Genomic DNA, 24,535 nt, shown 5'->3' on the forward strand with positions numbered 1-24,535 from the left:
TAATTCGTATTTTTCGTATAAATTAGTAATTCGTTGGGATTAGCCGACAGATCCCTCAAGAGAAACGGCTAACAACTTCTGTGCTTCCACAGCAAATTCCATTGGTAATTTATTTAATACTTCCTTGCAATATCCGTTTACAATTAAACCGATTGCTTTTTCATTATCTATTCCTCGTGATTTACAATAGAACAATTGATCTTCACCAATTTTTGAAGTCGTTGCTTCGTGTTCTACAATTCCCGATTTATCTTTTATCTCGATGTAGGGAAATGTATGGGCTCCACATTTATCACCCATCAATAAACTATCGCATTGCGAAAAATTTCTCGCATTGGTTGCACCTTTTGCTATTCTCACCAAACCTCTGTAACTGTTATTACTAAAGCCAGCTGAAATTCCTTTTGAAATGATGGTGCTTCTGGTGTTTTTGCCAAGATGCATCATTTTTGTTCCGGTATCTGCTTGCTGATAATTGTTCGTTACTGCTACTGAATAAAATTCTCCTACCGAGTTATCTCCTTTTAAAATAACAGATGGATATTTCCAAGTAACGGCAGAACCGGTTTCTACTTGTGTCCAAGAAATTTTTGAATTGTCTTCCAAACAAATTCCTCTCTTCGTAACAAAATTGAAAATTCCACCTTTCCCATCTTTATCTCCGGGATACCAATTTTGAACCGTTGAATATTTTACTTCCGCATTTTTATGCGTTACAATTTCTACAACAGCTGCATGCAATTGATTTTCATCACGCATTGGAGCGGTACATCCTTCGAGGTAACTTACATAGGCATCTTCATCGGCAATAATTAATGTTCTTTCAAACTGACCGGTGCCGGAAGCGTTAATTCGGAAATATGTTGAAAGTTCCATTGGACAACGAACTCCTTTAGGAATGTAGCAGAATGAACCATCTGTAAAAACAGCTGAATTTAATGCCGCATAAAAATTGTCGGTATAAGGAACAACCGAGCCCATATATTTTTTTACCAGTTCTGGATGTTCTTGAACTGCTTCTCCGAATGAACAAAAAATAATTCCTTTTTCAGAAAGCGTTTCTTTGAATGTAGTTTTTACCGAAACACTATCCATTACAATATCTACAGCAATTCTACTTTCTACTCCACTCAATCTTTTTTGCTCTTCAATTGAAATACCCAACTTCTCAAATGTTTTTAATAATTCAGGATCTACTTCATCCAAACTATTTAATTGCACTTTTGGTTTGGGTGCAGAGTAATAAATAATATCCTGGAAATTTGGCTTGGTGTAGGAAACGTGAGCCCAGTGAGGCTCTTCTAATGTTTGCCAATAACGAAATGCTTTCAGTCGATACTCCAACATCCATTCCGGTTCGTTTTTCTTTTTAGAAATAAAACGAATAATGTCTTCATTCAAACCCTTGGGAGCATTGTCTGCTTCAATATCCGTAACAAAACCGTACTTATATTCCCCGCTAATCTGCTCTTCTAATATCTCGTTTGCCATTTTTCTTTGAACTTTAAACTGAAAATGATTCCCCGCAACCGCAGGTTCTGCTTGCATTTGGATTGTTAAATACAAACCCTTTTCCATTCAACCCGCCTGTATAATCCAACTCGGTTCCAATTAGATAAAGGAAACTTTTTTTGTCGACTGCAATTTTTATCCCTTTGTCTTCAAACACTTGATCGCCTTCCTTTATTTGGTTATCAAACTCCAATTTATAGGAAAGTCCTGAACATCCACCACCGTCAACACCTACACGAATAAATGTATCATTTGGGCGATTTTCGTTTTTTATTAAGTCTAATGCGTGCTGTTTTGCATTCTCAGATACTGTTATCATTTTTATAGTATTGATAATCAATTAGTTACTTCTTATTCTTATTTAGATTGAATCTAATCAGAGTACAAAAATACCTAATTTTAGGTACTCTAACAAGTATTTCGTCTAATTATTTAAGCGTAAATAAAGAAGCATCTCCTAATTACTTTTTCTATTTTTGGGGGATGTTTATCTCAATCTAAAATTCGACAATGTTTTATTATAAAAAGTGGGCAATCGTCATTCCAATGGCAAATGAAGAACAGGATTTCAAGCCTTTTATTGAAATGCTCAACTTTGTTATTGATGAACTAAATCCCGGAAGTGTTTATTTTATCATTGATAAAGCATCTACAGATAAAACGCTCGAACTCTCTCAAGCCCTATCTGCAAAAGATTCAAGATATGTTACTGTTTGGTCGCCCGAAAACAAAAATGTGGTGGATGCTTATGTAAAAGGATTGCGTGTAGCTTACGAAGCTGGTCATGAAATCATCATTGAAATGGATGCCGGTCTTTCACACGACCCTCGTGCCATTCCAATGTTTTTACGTGTACTCAACGAAGGAAACGAATGCGCATTCGGCAGTCGATTTATTAACGGAGGCTCCATGGGCGATTCACCGTTCAAACGCAGAATGCTTTCTAAAACCGGAACCATCTTGGCAAACTTGTTATTGGGCACGAAATTACGTGATATGACATCCGGCTACCAAGGTTTTCATCGGGATGTGGTAGGAAAAATCATTAATCACAAATTTAAATCAAAGGCACATTTCTATCAAACAGAATTACGTTATTTGTTAAGAAAACGAAGAACATTTGAGGTGCCCATTCACTACCAAGCTCCTTCCCCACGTGTTTCTAAAAATGCCATAAAAAATGCTTACCAAACTTTATTTTATTATTTCATTCAACGACTGCGTGGAAACAAACCAACATTGTAATTAATTAAATATGTCTAAGTCACTAATCATCACTTCCATTGCAAATGATCAACATCCGATCTTAAAACAGTTTGCAAAAGAATGTAAAGAAAACCATTTGGATTACATTGTTATAGGCGATACAAAATCTCCTGCAGATTTTAAATTGGAAGGCTGCGACTATTGGAGTGTTGAACGTCAACTCACGCTCCCTTTTGAATTAGCTAAAATCACTCCCACTCGTCACTATTCCCGAAAGAATTTAGGCTACCTACTAGCGATTAAAAATGGATCTACCGAACTGGTTGAAACCGATGATGACAATATTCCAAGACCAGAATTTTGGGAAGAAAAAAAACGTGAAGTAAAAAGTCATGTGTTTGAAAACACAGGATGGGTGAATGTTTACCATTATTTCACAAAGAATATGATTTGGCCGCGCGGGTTTCCGTTGGAAGAATTACAAAACAAACAAATTGAGCTTTCTACTTTAAAAAACACTGCCGTCAATTGCCCTATTCAACAAGGCTTAGCAGATGAGAATCCGGATGTGGACGCTGTTTATAGATTAACATATCCGTTACCATTAAATTTTGAAATCAAAAACAAACTGGCGCTCGGAAAAAATGCATGGAGCCCGTTTAATAGTCAAAATACACACTGGTTCAAAGAAGCATTTCCACTGATGTATCTTCCTTCCTTTTGCAGTTTCAGAATGACGGACATCTGGAGAAGTTATGTAGCGCAGCGCATTGCGTGGGAATGCGGCTGGAGCGTATTGTATCACGAACCTACTGTTTGGCAGGAACGCAATGCTCACAATCTGATGAAAGATTTTGAAGACGAAATTCCCGGGTACTCAAACAATTTAAACATCTGCAAAGAATTACAGGGATTATCGCTAAAACCCGGACAAGAAAACATCTACGATAATTTAATTACGTGTTACCAAAAATTAATCGATATCAATGTTGTTGGGAAAGAAGAAATGGGCCTTCTAAAAGCCTGGATAAGCGACATTAGTAAGTTGAAAAATTAACTACTAATATTTTATTTCGTATAACTCACACTTCTCCTTTGTACCAATTGTTTTTACCAAACGGATCTTCTGTGGATATTTTTGATATACAGGTCCAATCATACGATGGATTGTATTGATAACTCTTCCGTTATTTTTCTTTGGGTTCATCCTTAAATTTGATAGAATCACATATTGCACTTCCAGTTTTTTCCAATCCATCAAAACCGTATCTGCATCCATGGATGTTGTAATAAATTGACCAAGAAATTTTTTTCCATCCCCATATAAAAAAGACATAGCTGGCTTACGAGACAAAACAACTGCACTGTCAGGCAAACTATCTGCACAGTACTTGCTCATCTTTAAGAAATTTTCCCAATCGGGTGTATAGCCGTAATAAATATCTCCGGCCAAATTTTTTCTGAAAGAAGTAATTTTACTTTTATCTATTGCTGATATTTTAATAGTATACAGCAACATTCCGCCAGCAAAAAGTACAAATACAACTTGCATCATCGAGTACTTTTTTATCAACTCATAAATTCCATAAAAGAACAAAAGGAATATTAAATGCACTACGATTACTATCAATCTGTCTTGCATGTTATTTGACTGAACACCTAGAAATATACCCCCACACAGCACTATAAAATAAATACTGGAGAAAAATATAAACTTGTTCTTTTTAAAACTTAAGAACGTGAAAATTCCAATCAGCACCGCAGTGATATATGCAAACTGAGGAACTATACTTGCTAATTCATACGCATCTTTTCTTAAATTCATAATACGATAAATGTGCAACGACATATACGTATTAAAATTATTAAAGAAACGATCAGCCATTCCTGAAAAATCTTCATGCCCACTAATTGGTTTGTACAACTCTTTTCGAAGCATCATCTCCAACTGATTGGTTTCATTTGCACCAAACATTGCAGTAGTAACAAATTGATAAATCATTCGGATAACAAAAAATGCTACCACTGCATATATTACTTGTTTGTAATTCTTTTTCAACAGAAAATAAGCTGCAACTCCAACAATTGCAACAACAGCAACACTCTTTGAAATCGTTAACAAAACAAACAATAATCCGAAGATGATCCATTTAAGATAATTCTGTTTGAGATCTTCTAAAAGACTTTGGTTGTCCTTAATTCCGTCAATAATTTTAAAAACAATATAAAAGCAAACCGACTGAACAAAAAGGAAAAATGTTTCTGTAAATGTTTGACTGGCATAATATTGAATAAAATGATTGAATGAGATGAATGAAATGAGCGCAAAAAGAACAGTATAAGGAATTCATTTTACAAATGCTTTATACGTAAACCAAACAAATCCAAAGTGGCAGACCACTGAAGACATTTTTAATGCAATTACATTGAGTCCGAATAGTTTTACGACTATGGATAAAAAAATAGGATAACCCGGTCCTTGAAAATAAGGAAATTTGTTTTCGTGCAACAAGGACCACGCTCGCTCTATATAGGAAGAATCATCACCACCATCCGATACTTTTGCGTCAAAAAGTATAAAGGAAAAAATAGTGGAAAAGAACAGAAGAGAATAAAAAACTTTTTTATCGTTTTTCTCAAACCAATTATTTAATCGATCAAAAAGTTCCAACTTGTTTCTACTTTGCGCAGCAGTCCCTTTTGATGTACTAATTGTTTTTGATTGGTGCTTTTCTTTTTTTGACATACATTCATTCTGTTTAAACCACCTAAAATTAATTAAAAAACAGATAAATCAAAATAATACCCTAGTTTAAGCCGTTTAGTGTTGTCTCATTCACAGATAAGCCTTACTTTTACTCTATAAAGTTACATTTTATGTTAGAAAATACAGGCCGAACAGAATTAAGCAGCTTGGGTGAATTTGGATTAATCAAACACCTCACTCAATTTATTGAAATAAAAAACGAAAGTACCATCAAAGGCATTGGAGACGATGCAGCGGTAATCGATTATAAAAACAAACAAACGGTTGTTTCTACCGACATGCTTGTTGAAGGAGTTCATTTTGATTTGGCATACATGCCATTAAAACATCTAGGTTTCAAATCGGTTTCTGTCAACCTTTCTGATATCTATGCAATGAATGCAACACCTAAACAAATTACCATCTCTTTGGCTATCTCCAACCGTTTTTCAGTTGAAGCCTTGGAAGAGCTCTATGCAGGTTTTATGATGGCTTGCAAAAAGCACAATGTTGATATCATCGGTGGCGACACTACCACTTCTAAATCAGGATTGGTGATTAGCATAACCGCAATTGGTGAAGCGAATGCCGAAGATCTTGTTTACCGAAACACAGCAAAAGAAGGAGATTTACTTTGCGTAACTGGCGACTTAGGCGCTGCCTATGTAGGTTTGCAATTACTAGAAAGAGAAAAAAGAATTTTTATGGAATCTCCCGGGGTGCAACCAGATTTGGAAGGCAATGACTATATTTTAGAACGCCAATTAAAACCGGAAGCTAGAAAAGACATTCCCGTTCTATTAAAGAAACTAGAAGTGAAACCCACTGCAATGATTGATGTATCGGATGGATTATCTTCTGAAATATTACACATCGCTTCTCAATCAGGAGTCGGATGTAACTTATACGAAGAAAAAATACCAATCGACCCATCCACCTATAACATGGCCCGTGAGTTTAATTTAGATCCAACTATTTGCGCACTGAGCGGTGGGGAAGATTATGAATTATTATTCACCATCGACCCATCGGATTTTCCAAAAGTAAAAGCGAATCCTGACATCACAGTTATTGGTCACTTAACAAATAGCAAAGAAGGTGTAAATTTAATTTCGAAAGCTGGTACCTCAATCACACTCACTGCCCAAGGCTGGGATTCGCTTTTAAAAAAATAAAATGGCCTCATTGATGAAAATAAAACAACTTCTCCTTTATTTTTTCATCTTGCTTACTTTCACCGGTGAAGCACAATCCACGTTTTTTCGCAACTACTCCGTTGAAGATGGATTACCGTTCATCAATGTATCCGCTATTTTTCAAGATAGAAAAGGAAATTTATGGAGTAGCGGATATGGCGGATTAAGCAAATTTGACGGAATTTCCTTTACCAACTTTGCCCCTAAAGACGGATTACTCAATCACTTTGTAACCACCATCTGCGAAGACAATCAAGGAAATCTTTGGGTTGGAAGTATCAGCGGCATAAATAAATTTGATGGCAAAACATTTACCGGGTTTACAACTAAAAATGGGCTCATCCACAACTCAATTACCTCGTCCTTAAAAGATAAAGCAGGAAATATCTGGTTTGGAACAGAAAAAGGATTAAGCAAATTAGCAGATGGCTCATTTATTAATTTTTCAAAAAAAGATGGACTCGTTGGTAATTTTATTAAATGTTTGTTCCAAGACAAAGAAGGGAAAATTTGGATAGGCACAAATGATGGCATCAGTATTTTTGATGGAAAAACGTTTACCTCCATTACCACCGCCAATGGTTTGTTATCAAACGAAATTTCAGCAATCACCCAAGACAAACAAAATAATTTTTGGGTTGGTACTTCCAATGGAATTTGCAAAATCAGCAACAATACATTTACCACTTATACAATTGAACAAGGACTAACAGACAATAACGTAACTTCACTTTTAGTCGATAATAAAAATACACTTTGGATTGGAACCGGAAAAGGATTAGTAAAATATACGAATAATCAATTCACAAAATACTCCATTAAAAGAGATCAAAACAGTAATCTGGTAAGCTGCTTATTCGAAGATTTTGAAAACAACCTTTGGATAGGGACTTATTCCGGCTTGTTTAAATACCGCGGTAATCCTTTTATTTCATACGGAATTCATGACGGACTCACCAACAATTTTATTTTTGGTATCACGCGTGATTCAAAAAACAATCTCTGGGTAGGATCGCAAGGTGGCGGACTTTTTAAATTTGACAATGGTGAATTTTTACAATACAATCAGGAAAACGGACTGGATGCCAACGGAGTAAATATGATTTATGAAATCAGTCCAGGAATCCTTTGGCTTGCTACTGATGAAGGATTGAGGATATACAATGGAAAAACGTTTACAAAAGGTAATGATACTTCCTCTGTTTGGTCAAACGTAACCAATGTAATTTACAAAGACTCCAAAAACAACCTCTGGATAGGTGCTACCGGAAAAATATTTAAATACGATGGTACCAACTTCACCTTTTACCCTCTAAAAGGTTTAACTGAAAAATGTAATGTTTGGACATTTGTTGAAGATAAAAAGGGAACACTTTGGGCAGGAAGTTATTTAGGTGGAATTTTTAAGTTGGACGGCAATACATTTGTTGAATGCACACAACAGCTTGGATTAAAAAATGACTCTTATCTCGCTTCGTTAATTGACAAAGAAGGGAATTTATATTTCGGGGCGCTCGATGGTCTGTGGATGTTCAATCCTAATGACATGAGTCAGCCAGCAATGAATTTTAGCGAAAAAGATGGAATGAGTTCCGATTTGGTGTATTCACTCACATTTGGAAAATCAGAAAATGAAATTTGGATAGGAACCAATCAAGGTATTAATAAGCTTGATATTGCCCGTTATAAAGCGACCAAAGAAAAAAACATTATTCCTTTTGGAAAACAAGAAGGATTCTCCGGAGTAGAATGTAATGGTAATGGAACATTTGTAGATCGGGATGGAGCCATTTGGTTTGGAACAGTTAATGGTGTAATCAAGTACGATCCGAATGAATATATCCCTAATCCCTTCGAATCAAAAATTAGCATTACAAAATATCGTTTATTTTATAAAGACACATTGTTTACCAACAATATGCATTTGCATTATGATGATAACAGCATCACGTTTAACTTTTCCGGAATCTGCTTAACCAATCCTTCAAAAGTAAAATACTCGCATATTCTTGAAGGATTTGAAACCAACTGGTCGCCACCCTCAAAAGATCGTTTTACTAACTACTCCAATCTACCTCCGGGAACCTATACCTTTAAAGTGATTTCCTCCAACAACGAAGGGGTTTGGAATACTGTCCCCGCTACATTTACATTTACAATTGATCGCCCTTTTTGGAAAACCTGGATATTTATCATTGCATCCACCTCCTTTTTCATCATCGCGCTTATTCTTTCCATTCGTTTACGCATCAAACGGATTAAATTGCGTGAAAAAAGAAAAACCGAACTCAATAAAAAAATTGCAAACATCGAATCACAAGCACTGCGTGCACAAATGAATCCACATTTTATTTTTAATACACTCAGCTCCATTCAGCATTATATTTCCAATAACGATACGGATGCTGCATTAAAATACTTATCGAAATTTGCGAAATTGATGCGTAGAATCATGGACAATTCCAAACAACAAATGATCTCTGTTGCTGAAGAAATCAACGCACTGGAATTATACCTCGAATTGGAAACCATGCGTTTTGATAAAAAATTCATACACACAATTACGGTTGATAAAGAAATTGACTTGACCTACGACCGCATCCCTTCCATGCTCATTCAGCCTTATGTTGAAAATGCGATCATTCACGGATTACTACCAATGCAAGGGAATGGTAAAATTTTAATTTCCTTGGAAAAACAAAACGACACGATTTTATGTACCATCGAAGACAATGGAATCGGTAGAGAAAAATCGAAAGAATTTAAAAAGAACAGAGTGCAACAACACAAATCCATGGGAATGAGTATTACTCAGGAGCGGTTGGACATTTTAAATTCCAGCTTGAATAGTAATATCAATGCCGAAATTGTTGATTTGTTTGAAAACGGGAAAGCGGCAGGTACAAAAGTGAGATTAATCATCCCGTTGGAAACCAATGAATATTGATTGGAAATTTAAAAAGTATTATATTCGTAGTACATATGATAAAAGCAATAATAGTAGATGATGAATTAGGCGCACGCGAATCATTATCAAAGATGTTAGAAAAAAACTGCAAACAAATTGAAGTGGTTGCAAAGGTGGATTCGATGCTAAGTGCATTTGAAGCAATTACTAACAAGGAACCTGATTTGGTATTTTTAGACATCGAAATGCCGAACGGGAATGCGTTTGATTTACTCGAAAAATTTAAAAAAATCAACTTTAACATCATCTTTACCACAGCTTATGATCATTATGCTATCAAAGCGATTAAATTTAGCGCCATTGATTACATTCTAAAACCAATTGACCCCGAAGAGCTTGTAAATGCCGTAAGACGATTTGAAGGCCAACACGGGCAAAAAGAGTCGCTCGATAAACAATTCAAAACACTCCTTTCCAACGTAAAGCCTGAAAATAAACTCAAAAAAGTAGGTATTCCTGACGGAGACGGACTTATTTTCATTAACCTTTCAGATATCATTCGCTGTGATTCAGACGGCAATTACACCTTTTTTATTCTTACCAATGGCAAAAAAATCATCGCCTCCCGCACCCTAGGGGAATACGAACAAATGTTTGCCGATGACAATTTCTTCCGCATCCACCGCTCCCACTTAATCAATCTCGAGCACGTAAAAAAGTACATAAAAGGAGAAGGCGGATACGTTGTAATGTCCGACAATTCACAGGTTGAGGTCTCCAGACGTAACAAAACCGATTTCCTCGAAAAACTATCCCATTTATAGTAAAACCACTTACATTCTAATTCCTACCATTAAATAAGTGAACCCGCCATTTACTCATTATGGGTATACTTATGCCTTTTTGTGTCGTAATATTGGTCAGAAGTTCATTCAAATAATGATTACATAACAAGAGCAGGTGTTGGGAGGTTTGCAACAAAATTAATTGGCACATGGGGATGTTGTTTATATTAATTGGCAAACCGACCACACCTTAACTCAAAAAGAAAACAAATCCGAAAACTTCCTTCCAAGAAGTTGAAAGGAATAAGATATAAAATAAGAAACTTAAAACTTTAATACGATGGCAACAGTTATACTCGATTTTAACAATTTAAATTCAAAAGCCATGAACAGAAAAACATCAATCCGCCACGGACACAATTACCACCAAGAGGGTATCGGAACCGTAACCATTTTGTTAGCGATTGCTACAGTATCTATCATTTTCTTTAGCATCTACAACGCATTTTAGAATTTCATTTTTGTTTGTTTAGTTTAGTTTAGACCCCCGAGAGCGGTACCTTTGAGAGCAGGTGCCGCTCTCACCTTTTATACCCTACTTCATTCCGGCAGTTTCTTCTACAATCACTCTAAATGGTACACGTTGCACCTTGCTTTCTGCCCAAGCAATAAAATCAAAATACTCAAAGGCAGCCCGCTCAAATGAATCTGATTTTAATTCAATCAATGCCGTTTTTAACTCTTTATAATATTTATTCTGCTCCTCTCGCTTTGTGGTTTTTAAAATCTTACCAATGAACTCCATAAATACCGTTTCAAATTTATAAACGCGCTTACGAGAGCTTAAATAACGATAAACACTCTTAAAAGCATGCGGAACAAAATCATCGTGTTTTAACTCTATATGAATAATTAAACTCATAATTTGAGCAAAACAATAGATATTCTCACTCTCCTCAAAATTCGGACTATTCAATAATTTATTAATCCATTTTAATGCTTGAGAATATTTTTCAGCACCGAAAAACATAGCAGACATTCCAAAATAAAAATAGGTTTCACGCAACTTTGTAAACTTGCCCGGATACTTTGACAACTTCTCCTCAATTTTAGGAGCCAATTCAATCCCTTTTTCAAACTCTCCTGTTTGCATATAAATCGACAACTCAATACTCGTTGCACTTGAGAATAATTTCACCTCCAAATCCTCATTCTTTCCATTTTCAAATTGAACCAAGGCCAAACGCAATTTCTTTAAACTAGCATACACTTCCTTGTACTTCTTTAACTGACTCCCCACATAAATTTCATTTGTTAACACCGAAAAATAAATATTTGGCTCCTCTTTAAAAATATCCGGATACGTTTCAATCAGCTGAACATTTTTAACTAAGTTTTCATAACTCTTCTTATAATCACCAATACCAAAATAATAGGCGCTATAAATGTGAAAAAACAAGTACCGTGTTTCTGTGGACAAAGCCTTGTCTTCACCTTTCAATAAGGTATTATCAATAATTTTTTTAAAGCGCAGCAACTCCTCCGAATTTCGAACCTTTCCCTGTGTATTCAAGATGGCAAAAAAACGACTCTTGATATTCCAGTACTCATTAAAATTGTTGATTTTTTCACTAATCAATTGATCCGCTTCCAGCATTTTTAAAATATCTGCATCGTTCTTTCCTGAATAATTTTCAGTCTCTACTAATTTCTTTTCCCACAAACTAATCTCTAACAAGGAAGAATGTCGCTCAAAACGGATAGCTACCTTTTTCGCACTCGACAACATTTTCGCACATTGCTCATACAGTGTTTTTTTATACAATATTTCTGCGCAATGCAAATCTCTTTTCAATTGAGCATCAATTGAACTTCCAGAATGAAATGCAGTTAAACTATTCATCACAACATCGTATAACCTGGCCTTGGTAATTGAAAATTTATTGATAAAGGATTCTTTTTTAAATTGTTTTAAAAGAGCTGCTTCATCATATTCCTTTTGCTTGTCGATTGCTTCGAACAAAATCACATAATTATTCTTTTCACCGATGGTATGGCGGGAAGCATATAAACTAAAATATCGTTTCTCCGATTTATTGAGTGATTTTATCAGTTTGAACAAATGATCTGAAGCTACGTTTGACATGTATATTAATAAGATAAATAATTTTGAAACGAATTCAACAAACAATGTCTATTCACCATTTTTTATATTCCTACCTCCAACCCAAAGAGTAAATATTTGCCTTTATTTTTAATACTTACAAAGATTAAATTCACTAGACATATATCTAAATTACTTACAATTTATGAGATATCATAGGATATTGATGAATATTTTAAACTAAAAATGAACATTAGACATGTATATATATCAGAAAAATCGAAAAAGAGGTTCACGTGTATACTTTTAAAACACAACTATTCAACAATATCAATACATAGAGACACATAACAAAGAATTAGACATATATACTATTAACCGAATCCCTAAATTTTACCCCTTGTTTCTACCATAGCTTTGTACCAGTTAAATGCTTTGGCTCGGCTTGTTGCATGAAACATGGGGATGTTGTTCGGCAACAAGCTAAGCTAGGGCTAACTAAAAAAGACAAAGAAACAACCACTAATGACAAAAAGAGAACCGCTTAATAGTTAAGACTCGAATACAACAACTATAAAATTTAAATTCACGTAACACGCCTACAGAATCATCCCTCCATTATAAAATCAAATGCAATGAAAAAATATACGCTTATCATCCTTCTCGCTATTGTGAGCTTTTCTTTAAAAGCGCAATCTTATGTAACCATCCCCGATTCAGGCTTTGTTTATTGGTTAACAGTAAACATCCCATCGGCCATGGTAGGTAACCAGATGGATACAAGTAACGCAGCCATCACAAACTTAACTGCAATGGATGTCTCCTCAAAATGTATTAAAGATTTAAATGGTATTCAATACTTTACTTCTTTGAAAAATTTAAATTGTACAAATAATAAAATTGATACTTTATTAAATTTACCTGATTCATTACAATCACTTATCTGTGGAGCAAATTGGTTGACATTTATAATGGAACTTCCAGATTCGGTAACCTATTTTGATTGCACCCAAAACCAATTAGACAGCTTACCGCCCTTACCAATAAATTTAGTTTATTTCGATTGTCATAATAATTCTTTGAGAAGCTTACCTACTTTACCTAATTCGTTACTTTATTTTGATTGCTCAGGTAACCAATTAACAAGCTTACCTAGTTTACCATCATTTTTACCCAAATTAAATTGTGCAGAAAATCAACTTACAAACCTTCCATTGCTACCCAATACAATTACATCTATTTATTGTGAAAACAATTATTTAGATAGTTTACCCACATTACCTTTGACTTTAGATACTTTAAGTTGTGGTTATAATCAACTAACAAGCCTTCCATCACTACCAAATTCAATAACTGATTTGGAATGTTACTATAATCAACTGACAAGTTTACCATCTTTACCATCTTCTTTGATAACCTTAGTTTGTGGAGGCAACTTATTAACTAGTCTTCCAACATTACCAAGCTCACTTGTAACATTAAAATGTTACTCAAATCAATTAACAATCTTACCGGCTTTGGCTGGCACACTTTCTTTCTTAGATTGTAGCAGCAACTTAATTACTAATCTACCTGCTTTAGCTGGCTCGTTAACTTATTTAGATTGTAGTATCAATCAGATTACTAACCTTCCTGCATTAACCGGTTTAATTCAATACATCAATTGTTCAAATAATTTTTTGACACTTCTACCTACTTTACCAGGATCATTAGCACACCTAAATTGCGCCTATAATTCCTTGATCGATTTACCCGTGCTGCCAAGTGCACTTTCTTTTTTAGATTGTTCCTATACATCATTAGATAGTCTTCCGGTATTACCAAGCTCGCTTGTCCACCTAGATTGTTCAAACAATTCTCTTACAAATCTTCCTGTCTCAATAAATTCTGTTAGTGAATTATTCTGTCAAAACAACCTTTTAACTAGTCTTCCAATATTGTCAAACTCAATGTATGCATTAGTATGCAGCAACAATAATATTAATTGCTTTGAAGAATTTCCAACAACACTATTTTGGTTTGATATTTCAAATAACCCAATTGCCTGTTTACCTAATTATATCCCTGCTATGGATGCAGCAATTTTATTGTTCCCATTGTGCATCACCGGTGATTTAATAAACAATCCATTTGGTTGCACAGGAGCTGAAGGTGTTGTAGGCTATACCTACACCGATATGAATTCAAATTGTATGAAAGATACATTGGACGGAAATCTTACAAATATCCCAGTACAACTTTTCGATAGCACAGGAACATATTTAGGCCAAACGTATACTGCAATAAATGGAGTGTATCACTTTCCCGAATCAATGGGAACTTATGAAGTTCGGGTTGACACAACTGGAATGCCCATTAGCCCGCAATGTTCTAGTCCAGGTATCGATTCCGTTGTTACGCTAACAACATTAAATCCATTAATAGCAAATGTAAATTTTGATTTCAATTGCAAACCAGGGTTTGATGTTGGGGTAAGATCAATTGCTCATTGTGGTTTGGTTTTTCCAGGACAAACCCATGATTTAAGAATAGATGCCGGAGACATGACACAGTGGTATAATATGGCTTGTGCTGCTGGTATTAGCGGACAAGTGCAATTGACAATTACCGGACCAGTGACTTATAGTGGTCCAATATTAGGTGCATTAACACCAAGTATTTCCGGTTCAACATATACTTATTCTATTTCAAATTTTGCTTCCATCATCAATACTCAAGCTTTTGGGTTACACCTTACAGTTGATCCAACAGCTGGAAGTGGGAACCAAATTTGTGTTGATATCAATGTTACTCCTATTGGGGGAGATAGCGATACAACTAATAATTCATTTATTTTTTGTTACGAAGTTGTTAATTCACATGACCCAAACATGAAGGAAACTTACCCAGAGGAAATTCCATTAAATTATACAGATTGGTTAACATACACTATACACTTTCAAAACACAGGCTCTGCTCCTGCTATCAATATCAATTTGAGAGACACATTAGACAATCTTCTTGACCTTTCTACTTTTGAAGTTATTGGTTACAGTCATCAAAATCATGTTATGCTAAATGGAAATGCATTAGCAATTCAATTTCCAAACATCTATCTAGCAGATAGCACATCCAGCTTAGATAGTTCAAAAGGTTTTTTCCAATATCGTATAAAACCTTTGCCGGGTCTCTCTTGTGGAAACGAAATTCATAATACGGCTTCCATCTATTTTGATTTCAATGATCCTATTCTGACGAATACAACAACCAATTCTGCTCCAAAATCGCCAGAAGCAATAGCAATAAGCGATACTACAATTTGCCATTCGAGTTCAATTGCTTTCAATATTAGTTCAATTGGAAATACAATAAATTGGTATGATGCTACTAATACTTTGATTAATGTCGGAAATACTTACATCATGAATAATATAAATGCAAATACCACAATTTATACACAGATAGTAACATCGAGCGGATGCTCAAGTAGTTTTGAACCCATTAACATTTCTGTTCTCCCGCTCCCTTCATCACCTATTTTGTCTTTAAATGACACGCTGTGTTATACGGATTCATTGTCTCTATCAGCATCTACTGTTGCGGGATGGAATTATAATTGGAGTGGTCCATCAGGATTCATTTCTTCAATGGAAGATCCTTATTTAGACTCCCTTTCTTCCCAAAATAATAGTGGGACGTATAGCTTATATATTTCAAATGGTCAATGTGTAAGCGATACAGCTGCAATATACATTCAGATCGACTCCTTACCTCAAATTTTTGTAACTAACAATCCTTACATCTGTTTGGGTGATAGCATAGACTTACATGCAACAGGAAACTTAAACAACATTGTTTGGGGAACGGGAGAAACAAATCAATACATATTTGTTAAACCAACACAAACAACATTGTATACTGTAAATGGATCCAACTCTTGTGGCTCTGTTACACAAAACATTATTGTCACTGTCCACACACCACCCAATGCAATTGCATCCGATGCTGTTTTAATACACGGAGAGAATGCACAATTAAATGCATCCGGTGGAACTAACTATTATTGGTATCCCGACAATGGATTGAGCTGCTCGGATTGTTCAAATCCTAGCATATCAATTACACAAGATCAATATTATTCTGTTATTGTAACAGATGCAAATGGATGCAGTGATACAGCAAAGGTTTTTGTTAAAGTAGTGGAAGAAACCAATACGGTTTATATTCCAAATTCATTTACTCCAAATAATGATGGATTAAATGATGAGTTTAAAATAACTGGAAAGAACATTAATAATGCACACACAATTATTTATGGTCGATTAGGTGATATTGTTTTTGAGTCCAGTGACATGAACGCTGGATGGGATGGAACATATAAAGATAATAGTATAAATCCATGGGTATTTATTTATTTGATTCAAGTAACATTTAATGATGGAGAAGTAAAAAAATATAAAGGAACAGTAACATTGGTTAAGTAAGTAAACATGGCTATTAAAAATAGGAGTCGCAAATACTTCTGTAATCAAACAAATTTTTTATGTGCAATATTTCCGAATTAGAAAATGGCTTGTATTTAATAAGTGTAACGGATGGCACAACATCCATCACCAAACGATCTATAAAACAATAAAAATCATCCTCTCACAATAAAATATACATGTTATGAAAAAATTAATTCTAACAATTGCAACAATCACAAGTTTTGTTTCAATGAACGCGCAAGTGCCCACAATGTTTGAACACTTAGACATCAACAACATTAAAGCAGAAATAAATTCTGACGGAACGTTCTTTTGGAACCTCACTTCTGGGCAATTCGAAGTTCCGCAGGGAAGTGGTGCACATACTATTTATGCAAATGCACTTTGGATTGGAGGATTTGACGCCAGCAACAATTTAAAAATTGCAGGACAAACCTACCGTCAAACCGGAACTGATTTTTGGCCGGGACCATTGTCATCAGCAGGCACAACGGATTCCATTACCATGCATGCATTCAATAAAATTTGGAAAATAAATCAATGCGATATTGATACCTACATTAGCTGGTTCACATCGGGTGCATCGGGCGCAAATCCAACAGATAGCGCTGCAATGAATACCATTTTAACATGGCCGGCAACAGGACCTGATGGAGCACCTTTAGCACCTTATGCGGATGTAAATTCAAACGGAATTTATGATCCAACTGCAGGAGATTATCCGCTTATTAAAGGAGACCAAGCACTCTTTTTTGTGTTCAACGACAAAGGAGGCATTCATACTGAAACCGGAGGCGCTGCAATTGGTTTAGAAATACAAGGAATGGCTTACGCATACAGTTGCCCGAATGACAGTGCATTGTACAACACCATTTTTACAAATTTTAAAATCATTAATAAAAGCTCTTTCCTTTTAGATTCAGTATTTGTAGGTAACTGGACGGATTTTGACATTGGTACTTATGGTGATGATTTCGTTGGTTCGGATGTTACTAGAGGTGCATATTATGGTTACAATGGTGATTCTATTGACGATTTTCCTGCTGCAGGTCAAGTTGCTTATGGTGCAAATCCACCGGCACAAGCTGTTACTTTTTTAGCTGGGCCCTATGCTAATCCTAATGGAATAGACGATGCCGCTTCATCAACAGTAAATGGAACCAACTATGGAGATGGCATTGTTGACAACGAACGTTTGGGTATGAGTAAGTTTTTGTACTACAATAATGATTTTACCGTTACCGGCAATCCATCTACTGCGAATAATTTCTATGATTACATTTCCGGAACTTGGAAAGATGGTACTCCCTTGACATATGGAGGTAACGGTCATTTAACTGGTGTGGCCTGTGATTATATGTTTCCGGGAACTTCTGACCCATTGGGTTATGGAACAAACATGGTTCCACAAGCACCATGGGATGAAACATCATCTGGAAATATTCCTTCTGACAGAAGAGGATTGGGATCATTCGGCCCTTTCACCTTTCAAGCAGGTGCAATTCATGAAATTGATTTTGCCTATGTATTCGGAAGAGCAACATCTGGTGGAAATCTTGCCAGTGTAACCGTTATGCAAGAACGTATCGATAGTGTTCGTCAGAAATTCAACAATGGAATTACCGGTTGTGGTTGTCCGAGTTTAACCGGAATAACAAATTATGACAACAGCAATTCACTTTCCATCTATCCAAATCCTGCTACTGATAACATCACGATCAGCTTCACCGCTACATCAAAAAATGCTTCGATAAAAATTTACGATGCAAGAGGACGATTGGTAAAAAGCATATCAAATGTAAAATCCGGTGAAACTACTTTCAATATATCTGAATTAGAAAGCGGATTGTATTTGATAAATGTGAATGATGGAACCATGAATGTTACAAAGAGATTTGTGAAACAGTAATATTTTTCAATATGAAAAAGCTAATTATATCTTTAGTTGTTGTTACCACAATTTCAGCAAATACGTTTGCTCAAAATGGTCCAAAACTAAGAAGAATAGAAGGAAAAGGGAATGATGGACAAATACTGGATTTCGTTAATGGAATGCATGATAGTATATTGCAAAGTTCTACGAACAAATATGATTTCCCTTTATACGACAATAACAAAGGTCCTGTTTATGTTGATATTTACAATCCGGCTTTAACACCGGCAGGAGATTTTGCAATTATTTTTGATGATACAACAACACATTCCATTGCAAATGATTTAACCGATTATTCATCACGATGGCACATCGTTCATCTCCCAACCAGTACAACATTTTACAGTGATACAATATTGGGAGTAGACAGCACTCAAGATATTTCAGCATGGGGAATGAAAATAAGAACTCGACCAATGGATGACCCTGGAACAAGTCTGTATGCAAATAATGGGTTCTTGGAAGCAACCATGACTTTCGCGAATCCACTTACCCCCTGGCTAACAGGATTATCGGATGAAGAAGGTATCAATAACAAAAACTGGATTCGTTCAGGTACATCATTAATAGGAAGCCCTCCCGGAAGTTATTTTAGTGATGCAACAGGGTTAGAAACAGACTCAAGTGAGGCATACGAAAATTCGATCAATGGCACATGGGCACCTTACCGCTTGTGCGCTTATTCAACTCCTCCTTTTACTGTTTGCAAAGGTGGGCCCGCTTGGCCAACAAACATTTCTTTAAATAAACTAGCCAACATTGCTAGCGTAGATGTGGTCATTACAAGCGATCAAAGTAAATGGACACGTTGTCCAGTTATCGAAGAACAAGAATCTACATCACTTGCATTAGGGGGAGCAGAAAAATTATCAATGAGAAATTCTCTTTCTGTCGATAAAAATGGCGTTGCAAATTTCCCGTCTGCTCAAAATAGTGACTTCCCAACCGGCATGGGCTGGTTTCCGGGTTATGCAATCAATTTGGAAACAGGCGAACGTCTAAATATGGCTTTTGGTGAAGACTCCTGGCTCACGACAGAAAATGGATCAGATATGAAATGGAATCCGACTTCTATAATTGATAGTGCTAACGTAATTTTTGGAGGGAAGCACTATATCTACATTTTCGGGCATAATGGAGATGCGACATTTTCTCCTTCAGACATAGGTCTTCCAAACGGATTAAGAGATATCCCATTATACGATCAGGGTGCGGCACTTCATGATCTCTTCATTGCGTCAACAGGTTTTACTGGTAGCGCGGGTATAGCTTATAAAAGCGAAATATATACTGATGCAATGTGGGTGAATATCCCCTTGCTAAATCCCGGTTATACATTACTGCAAACAGATGTCAATATTCGTTTACGAGTAAGTAAAAAATATCGCCAGTATGCAACGAACAATGCGAATGCAAATAATCCAATGTATACATTTAATGCAGGAACTATTATAGGAATTAATGATGTTGACTACAACAATTCTCTTTCCATATATCCCAATCCTGCTGCTGATAACATCACGATCAGCTTCACATCTTCATCCAAAAATATTTCCATAAAAATTTACGATGCAAGAGGACGATTGGTAAAAAGCATAAATTCGGTAAAATCGGGCGAGAATACGATTCCTTTGAATGAATTGGGAAATGGCTTATATTTGGTTAATGTAGGTGATGGAAAATCATCTGTTACAAAGCGATTTGTAAAACAATAAAATCACTCCTTCACATAATAATTACAACAATGAAAAAATTATACACACTTATTGCATTTGCAGGAATTTCTCTAAGCCTGATTGCTCAATCAATTGATAAAAGCAACCTTACTTTTACGAAAAAAACAACTGCTTTTCCAAATATCCGGAGCGGAGAAAGACTCATGGGCCCTGACACGCTAGGACTAGTTAATTTCACTGATTTTCTTCCCGAATTTAGATCTATAAATCCTTATTTATATGCATATTCATTCGGAGGTTACGTTTATGGTAATAATAAAGATACTATGAATGTTTGTGCTCAAGGATACTCAAATTTAAATAATACTCCAGTTCGCGTCATTGGAGTATATCTTTGGTTTGGAGCAAAGCATTCGGATCTAAGTAGTTCGCCATCTTCAAAAGTAGTAGTGAAAGCATTGGGAATTTCTGCAAATAAAGCAATAAATACAGATAGTTCAGGTACGTTCAATTCAACTGTATTCAACTGGCCTGGGCCAAATACTGGCAATACTTTACCTGATGCATCGGCAGATATATTATTTTCGAATATTGATACCATTGGCAACCTCAATTATGTGAGCTTCGCAGTTCCACCTGTTTATACAGATGATTTTGCCGTAGGAGTAGATTTTTCAGGACTTGCAGCTGGTGACACAACAGGACTAGTGTGTGATGGCATCAATGACGCTTATAACTTGGATTATGCCTTTCATCTTAAGCAAAACAAATGGATGGTTACTGACCAGTTATTCAGCACTCCTGGAGGCCCCGACTTCGGTTCAGGAGGATTTGATAATAACATCGCTATTTGGGCAGTTGTCGATACGCCTCAATGTTACTCTCATTTTACAACTACTTATGATAGCACACTCAATACTTTTAACTTAACCATCGCTCCCCTTACTACAGCATTTGCAACAGGCTACCACTGGGATTTCGGAGACGGCAGCACTTCTACGTTGCCCGCACCTACTCATATTTATACAGTCGATTCACTTTATAATGTTTGTTTGAAAATATATACAGCTGCTGGCGATTCCTGCGAATATTGCCATATTATTGGCATAGATTCATTGGGTAATATAATCCGAAATACACCCGGCTTTACACTAAGTGTAATTAATCCAATAACGGCTTCTTTAAACAACATTGAAAATGAAAATACAATCGCCATCTATCCAAATCCTGCTGCTGACAACATCACGATCAACTTCACCTCCACATCCAAAAATGTTTCGATAAAAATTTACGATGCAAGAGGACGATTGGTAAAGAGCATAGCAAATGTAAAATCCGGTGAAACTAATTTCAATATTTCGGAATTAGAAAGCGGATTGTATTTGATAAACGTGAATGATGGAAATACATCAACAACCAAACGCTTTATTAAGCAATAAGTTGATGAAATAGATAGGCGAATTCGTAGCTGAAAACCTCAAATTCGTCTATTTTTTATAACCAAATCGCAGCTATTGTGGTATAAGAACATATATGACACTAGCTACGATAGATATGATTTCATCTGTAAATAACGATGCTTTAGAATTAAATTACCGTTGCCAAACAACACAAGTAACTTTTTCCATTGCTGATTTTGGAGGCAATGTAATGAAAAGAGGTAACTATAATTGCATTGAAAATAATAAACTGATTATTGAAGAGTTACCGAAAGGTTCCTATACACTCTGTATCATTGATGGGGACCAACTATCGAAAAGCAGATTTGAAAAAAATTAATACTTAGTATTTATTCCGATACGTTCGTATCGCGAACAACTCCAACTCTTTTAATGTTTCTTTGGGCGCTTCATAAAAACTCATGTGCCCCGAATCTTCCAACATTACCACCGAAGGGTATTTGCACAAGGCCATTTGTGCATACATGGTTTCATAATTAATTACGCCATCTTTTTTCCCAACAATAAATAAGATTGGAAATTCTGCAAATTTCAAAATTAAATCTCTGCTCTTCCGCTCTTTCATCCCTTCCAAACTATTGATAATCGATTGCTGCGTAATTTTTTGTGCAATCCCGGATACTTTTTCAACTTCTTTAGAAATTTTTGGAAGATTTTCCGGAGCAAATAATGAAACAACCACTTCTCCTACGTAATGTTTATGCGATTTTTTCACCAAACGAATAACTTTCTCTCGCTCCTTTTTCTTTTCTTCCGAATCAGCATAGGAGGTTGAATTGAACAAACAAATGCCGCTTACATTTTCCGGAAACAATTCGGCAAACGTTAAAGCAACATACCCACCCATCGAATGACCGGTAATGATGTATCGCCTCACTCCTGCTTTGTCCAAAACCGCCTTTACACTTTGTGCCAACAATTCCATACTATGATAATAGCCAATGGAGGGAGTTTCTCCATGTCCGGGCAAATCAATGGCAATTACACGAAATTTTTTTGAAAGTTTTTTTACGAATTCACTCCACACTTCATGCGAACCTAAAAAACCATGCAACAATACCAGCACTCTTCCTTTGCCTGTGTCGGTATAATGAATTTTTGTTTTTTTAAATTCTGCAAACATTGGTTGATGCGCTTGTTAAACTTTTGTACGAATAACATTTTCAATCCCGATTAACTATCGAAATCCAAATTGGCAAATTCAAATTATTTATTCATCAACGACTCTATCTCCTCTGCTTCTAATGGGATGTTTTTCATCAAATCATCCGGACCGTTGGCAGTAACAAGAATGTCGTTTTCTAAACGGATACCTAAATTTTCTTCCGGAATATAGATTCCCGGCTCACAGGTGAACACCATGCCTGCTTCCAACTTGCGATTGAAATCACCCACATCGTGTACATCCAATCCCAAGAAATGGGAAGTACCGTGCATAAAGTATTTTTTATAGGCCGGACAATCCGGACTTTGTTTTTTAATATCGTCCATGGTAATCAAACCCAAATCCACCAATTCTTTTTCCATCAACGAACCAACTGCTCGATGGTAATCCGGAATATTATTCCCAACGGTTAACATGGCTGTTGCCGCTTTCATAACTCGTAATACTGCATTGTATACCTGTTTTTGTCGCGCTGTAAATTTTCCACTCACTGGCAAACAACGAGTAAGGTCACTGGCGTAATTTCCATATTCGGCAGCAACATCCAACAAAATGACATCTCCCGCTTTACATTCTTTGTTATTTTCCACATAGTGCAATACACAAGCACTTCCACCTGATGCGATGATCGGACCATATGCAAAACCGCGTGAGCGATTAGAAATAAACTCATGTACCAATTCTGCTTCTATTTGATATTCCATTACTCCAGGTTTAACAAACCCTAACAATCTGCGCAAGCCTTTTTCAGTGATGTTGCATGCTTGTTGAATCAACTCCACTTCATATTTTGATTTGATTGCACGCAACTTATGCATAATTGGAGCCGAACGCTCTAACTTATGTAATGGAAATTTTGTAATAATATTTTTATTGAAACGCATCTCTGCTGTTTCTGTATCAATGTATCTGCGAGTATGCTCATTACTATTTAAATAAATATGTTCTGCTTGAAACATTACCGATTTTAAAAACACATCAAACTCTTTGTTCCACATCACATTTTTTATCCCGGACGTTTGTGTTGCTTGTTCTTTGTTCAGTTTTGCACCTTCCCAAATTGCAATCAACTCGCTTGTTTCTTTCACAAACAACACTTCTTTAAAAGCTCCGTTAACCGCATCCGGATAAATCAACAAAATCGTTTCTTCCTGATCTACACCGCTTAAATAAAACAAGTCTGAATTTTGCACAAATCCCATTGAGCCATCTGCGTTGGTGGGAAGAATATCATTACTGGTAAACAATGCAATAGAATTTGGTTTTAAGCTTGCTGCAAAACGTTTACGATTCTCGATGAATAACTTGTTGTCAATTGCGGAATACTTCATGCTGTTTTATATTGAAAAATTATTTTTGTAAATATACTCATTCCTAT

At 35.8% G+C, this 24,535-nt stretch carries 18 protein-coding genes; 11 read left to right on the forward strand and 7 right to left on the reverse strand.

Annotated features, from left to right (window positions below; all coding sequences use genetic code 11):
• Positions 1-39 precede the first annotated feature (39 nt).
• Both sufB and IPP64_16420 read right to left on the reverse strand, forming a co-directional pair.
• Positions 40-1,491: a Fe-S cluster assembly protein SufB gene (sufB, locus tag IPP64_16415; protein MBL0330944.1), complete on the reverse strand. Its 1,452-nt coding sequence runs from the start codon at positions 1,489-1,491 to the stop codon at positions 40-42.
• A gap of 13 nt (positions 1,492-1,504) precedes the next feature.
• A complete protein-coding gene (locus IPP64_16420; GenBank protein ID MBL0330945.1) occupies positions 1,505-1,831 on the reverse strand; it encodes an iron-sulfur cluster assembly accessory protein in 327 nt (108 codons plus the stop codon).
• Positions 1,832-2,058: 227 nt separating this feature from the next.
• Between IPP64_16420 and IPP64_16425 the strand changes: the two genes are divergently transcribed.
• Both IPP64_16425 and IPP64_16430 read left to right on the forward strand, forming a co-directional pair.
• Positions 2,059-2,757 (forward strand): glycosyltransferase, encoded by a 699-nt coding sequence (locus IPP64_16425; GenBank protein MBL0330946.1) that lies wholly within the window; start codon positions 2,059-2,061, stop codon positions 2,755-2,757.
• Positions 2,758-2,767: 10 nt separating this feature from the next.
• Positions 2,768-3,775 (forward strand): DUF288 domain-containing protein, encoded by a 1,008-nt coding sequence (locus IPP64_16430; protein MBL0330947.1) that lies wholly within the window; start codon positions 2,768-2,770, stop codon positions 3,773-3,775.
• A 3-nt stretch (positions 3,776-3,778) separates the two neighbouring features.
• On the opposite strand, the gene IPP64_16435 is transcribed toward IPP64_16430, so the two are convergent.
• Positions 3,779-4,840 carry a hypothetical protein gene (locus IPP64_16435; GenBank protein MBL0330948.1) on the reverse strand — a complete coding sequence of 354 codons (1,062 nt, stop codon included), beginning with the start codon at positions 4,838-4,840 and terminating at the stop codon, positions 3,779-3,781.
• A 225-nt stretch (positions 4,841-5,065) separates the two neighbouring features.
• Positions 5,066-5,464 carry a hypothetical protein gene (locus IPP64_16440; GenBank protein ID MBL0330949.1) on the reverse strand — a complete coding sequence of 133 codons (399 nt, stop codon included), beginning with the start codon at positions 5,462-5,464 and terminating at the stop codon, positions 5,066-5,068.
• Positions 5,465-5,595: 131 nt separating this feature from the next.
• On the opposite strand from IPP64_16440, the gene thiL reads away from it, so the two are divergent.
• The 4 genes from thiL (at position 5,596) to IPP64_16460 (ending at position 10,864) form a co-directional block, all read left to right on the forward strand.
• The gene (gene thiL / locus IPP64_16445; protein MBL0330950.1) at positions 5,596-6,639 is read left to right on the forward strand and encodes a thiamine-phosphate kinase; all 1,044 of its coding nucleotides are present in this window, start codon (positions 5,596-5,598) and stop codon (positions 6,637-6,639) included.
• Positions 6,640-6,652: 13 nt separating this feature from the next.
• Positions 6,653-9,607, forward strand: a complete 2,955-nt coding sequence (locus IPP64_16450; GenBank protein ID MBL0330951.1) for a histidine kinase — start codon at positions 6,653-6,655, stop codon at positions 9,605-9,607.
• 35 nt (positions 9,608-9,642) lie between these two features.
• Positions 9,643-10,392 (forward strand): response regulator transcription factor, encoded by a 750-nt coding sequence (locus tag IPP64_16455; protein MBL0330952.1) that lies wholly within the window; start codon positions 9,643-9,645, stop codon positions 10,390-10,392.
• Between the two features lie 301 nt (positions 10,393-10,693).
• Positions 10,694-10,864, forward strand: a complete 171-nt coding sequence (locus IPP64_16460) for a hypothetical protein (GenBank protein ID MBL0330953.1) — start codon at positions 10,694-10,696, stop codon at positions 10,862-10,864.
• Between the two features lie 84 nt (positions 10,865-10,948).
• Here the strand turns inward: IPP64_16460 and IPP64_16465 are convergent, their stop codons facing one another.
• Positions 10,949-12,499 carry a hypothetical protein gene (locus IPP64_16465; protein ID MBL0330954.1) on the reverse strand — a complete coding sequence of 517 codons (1,551 nt, stop codon included), beginning with the start codon at positions 12,497-12,499 and terminating at the stop codon, positions 10,949-10,951.
• Between the two features lie 593 nt (positions 12,500-13,092).
• Here IPP64_16465 and IPP64_16470 point away from each other — a divergent pair.
• The 5 genes from IPP64_16470 to IPP64_16490 all read left to right on the forward strand — a co-directional run bounded on the left by IPP64_16470 (position 13,093) and on the right by IPP64_16490 (position 22,311).
• The gene (locus tag IPP64_16470) at positions 13,093-16,920 is read left to right on the forward strand and encodes a gliding motility-associated C-terminal domain-containing protein (GenBank protein MBL0330955.1); all 3,828 of its coding nucleotides are present in this window, start codon (positions 13,093-13,095) and stop codon (positions 16,918-16,920) included.
• Positions 16,921-17,104: 184 nt separating this feature from the next.
• Complete coding sequence (locus IPP64_16475; GenBank protein MBL0330956.1) at positions 17,105-18,832, forward strand: T9SS type A sorting domain-containing protein; 1,728 nt, start codon at positions 17,105-17,107, stop codon at positions 18,830-18,832.
• An 11-nt stretch (positions 18,833-18,843) separates the two neighbouring features.
• Positions 18,844-20,571 carry a T9SS type A sorting domain-containing protein gene (locus IPP64_16480; protein MBL0330957.1) on the forward strand — a complete coding sequence of 576 codons (1,728 nt, stop codon included), beginning with the start codon at positions 18,844-18,846 and terminating at the stop codon, positions 20,569-20,571.
• 29 nt (positions 20,572-20,600) lie between these two features.
• Entirely contained in the window at positions 20,601-21,971 is a 1,371-nt protein-coding gene (locus tag IPP64_16485; GenBank protein MBL0330958.1) for a T9SS type A sorting domain-containing protein, read from the forward strand.
• Between the two features lie 94 nt (positions 21,972-22,065).
• Positions 22,066-22,311, forward strand: coding sequence for a hypothetical protein (locus tag IPP64_16490; GenBank protein MBL0330959.1), 246 nt, complete (start codon positions 22,066-22,068; stop codon positions 22,309-22,311).
• Positions 22,312-22,314: 3 nt separating this feature from the next.
• Here the strand turns inward: IPP64_16490 and IPP64_16495 are convergent, their stop codons facing one another.
• Both IPP64_16495 and IPP64_16500 read right to left on the reverse strand, forming a co-directional pair.
• A complete protein-coding gene (locus IPP64_16495) occupies positions 22,315-23,115 on the reverse strand; it encodes an alpha/beta hydrolase (GenBank protein MBL0330960.1) in 801 nt (266 codons plus the stop codon).
• Between the two features lie 83 nt (positions 23,116-23,198).
• Positions 23,199-24,488, reverse strand: coding sequence for an aminopeptidase P family protein (locus tag IPP64_16500; GenBank protein ID MBL0330961.1), 1,290 nt, complete (start codon positions 24,486-24,488; stop codon positions 23,199-23,201).
• Positions 24,489-24,535 lie beyond the last annotated feature (47 nt).

The sequence above is a fragment of the Bacteroidota bacterium genome (genome assembly GCA_016722565.1).
In the GTDB taxonomy this organism is placed as follows: domain Bacteria; phylum Bacteroidota; class Bacteroidia; order 2-12-FULL-35-15; family 2-12-FULL-35-15; genus 2-12-FULL-35-15.

Coding starts and splice junctions, on each gene's coding strand:
- sufB (MBL0330944.1), bottom strand. CDS start 1,491: ATGGCAAACGAGATATTAGAAGAGCAGATTAGCGGGGAATATAAGTAC.
- IPP64_16420 (MBL0330945.1), bottom strand. CDS start 1,831: ATGATAACAGTATCTGAGAATGCAAAACAGCACGCATTAGACTTAATA.
- IPP64_16425 (MBL0330946.1), top strand. CDS start 2,059: ATGGCAAATGAAGAACAGGATTTCAAGCCTTTTATTGAAATGCTCAAC.
- IPP64_16430 (MBL0330947.1), top strand. CDS start 2,768: ATGTCTAAGTCACTAATCATCACTTCCATTGCAAATGATCAACATCCG.
- IPP64_16440 (MBL0330949.1), bottom strand. CDS start 5,464: ATGTCAAAAAAAGAAAAGCACCAATCAAAAACAATTAGTACATCAAAA.
- thiL (MBL0330950.1), top strand. CDS start 5,596: ATGTTAGAAAATACAGGCCGAACAGAATTAAGCAGCTTGGGTGAATTT.
- IPP64_16450 (MBL0330951.1), top strand. CDS start 6,653: ATGAAAATAAAACAACTTCTCCTTTATTTTTTCATCTTGCTTACTTTC.
- IPP64_16455 (MBL0330952.1), top strand. CDS start 9,643: ATGATAAAAGCAATAATAGTAGATGATGAATTAGGCGCACGCGAATCA.
- IPP64_16460 (MBL0330953.1), top strand. CDS start 10,694: ATGGCAACAGTTATACTCGATTTTAACAATTTAAATTCAAAAGCCATG.
- IPP64_16465 (MBL0330954.1), bottom strand. CDS start 12,499: ATGTCAAACGTAGCTTCAGATCATTTGTTCAAACTGATAAAATCACTC.
- IPP64_16470 (MBL0330955.1), top strand. CDS start 13,093: ATGAAAAAATATACGCTTATCATCCTTCTCGCTATTGTGAGCTTTTCT.
- IPP64_16475 (MBL0330956.1), top strand. CDS start 17,105: ATGAAAAAATTAATTCTAACAATTGCAACAATCACAAGTTTTGTTTCA.
- IPP64_16480 (MBL0330957.1), top strand. CDS start 18,844: ATGAAAAAGCTAATTATATCTTTAGTTGTTGTTACCACAATTTCAGCA.
- IPP64_16485 (MBL0330958.1), top strand. CDS start 20,601: ATGAAAAAATTATACACACTTATTGCATTTGCAGGAATTTCTCTAAGC.
- IPP64_16490 (MBL0330959.1), top strand. CDS start 22,066: ATGACACTAGCTACGATAGATATGATTTCATCTGTAAATAACGATGCT.
- IPP64_16495 (MBL0330960.1), bottom strand. CDS start 23,115: ATGTTTGCAGAATTTAAAAAAACAAAAATTCATTATACCGACACAGGC.
- IPP64_16500 (MBL0330961.1), bottom strand. CDS start 24,488: ATGAAGTATTCCGCAATTGACAACAAGTTATTCATCGAGAATCGTAAA.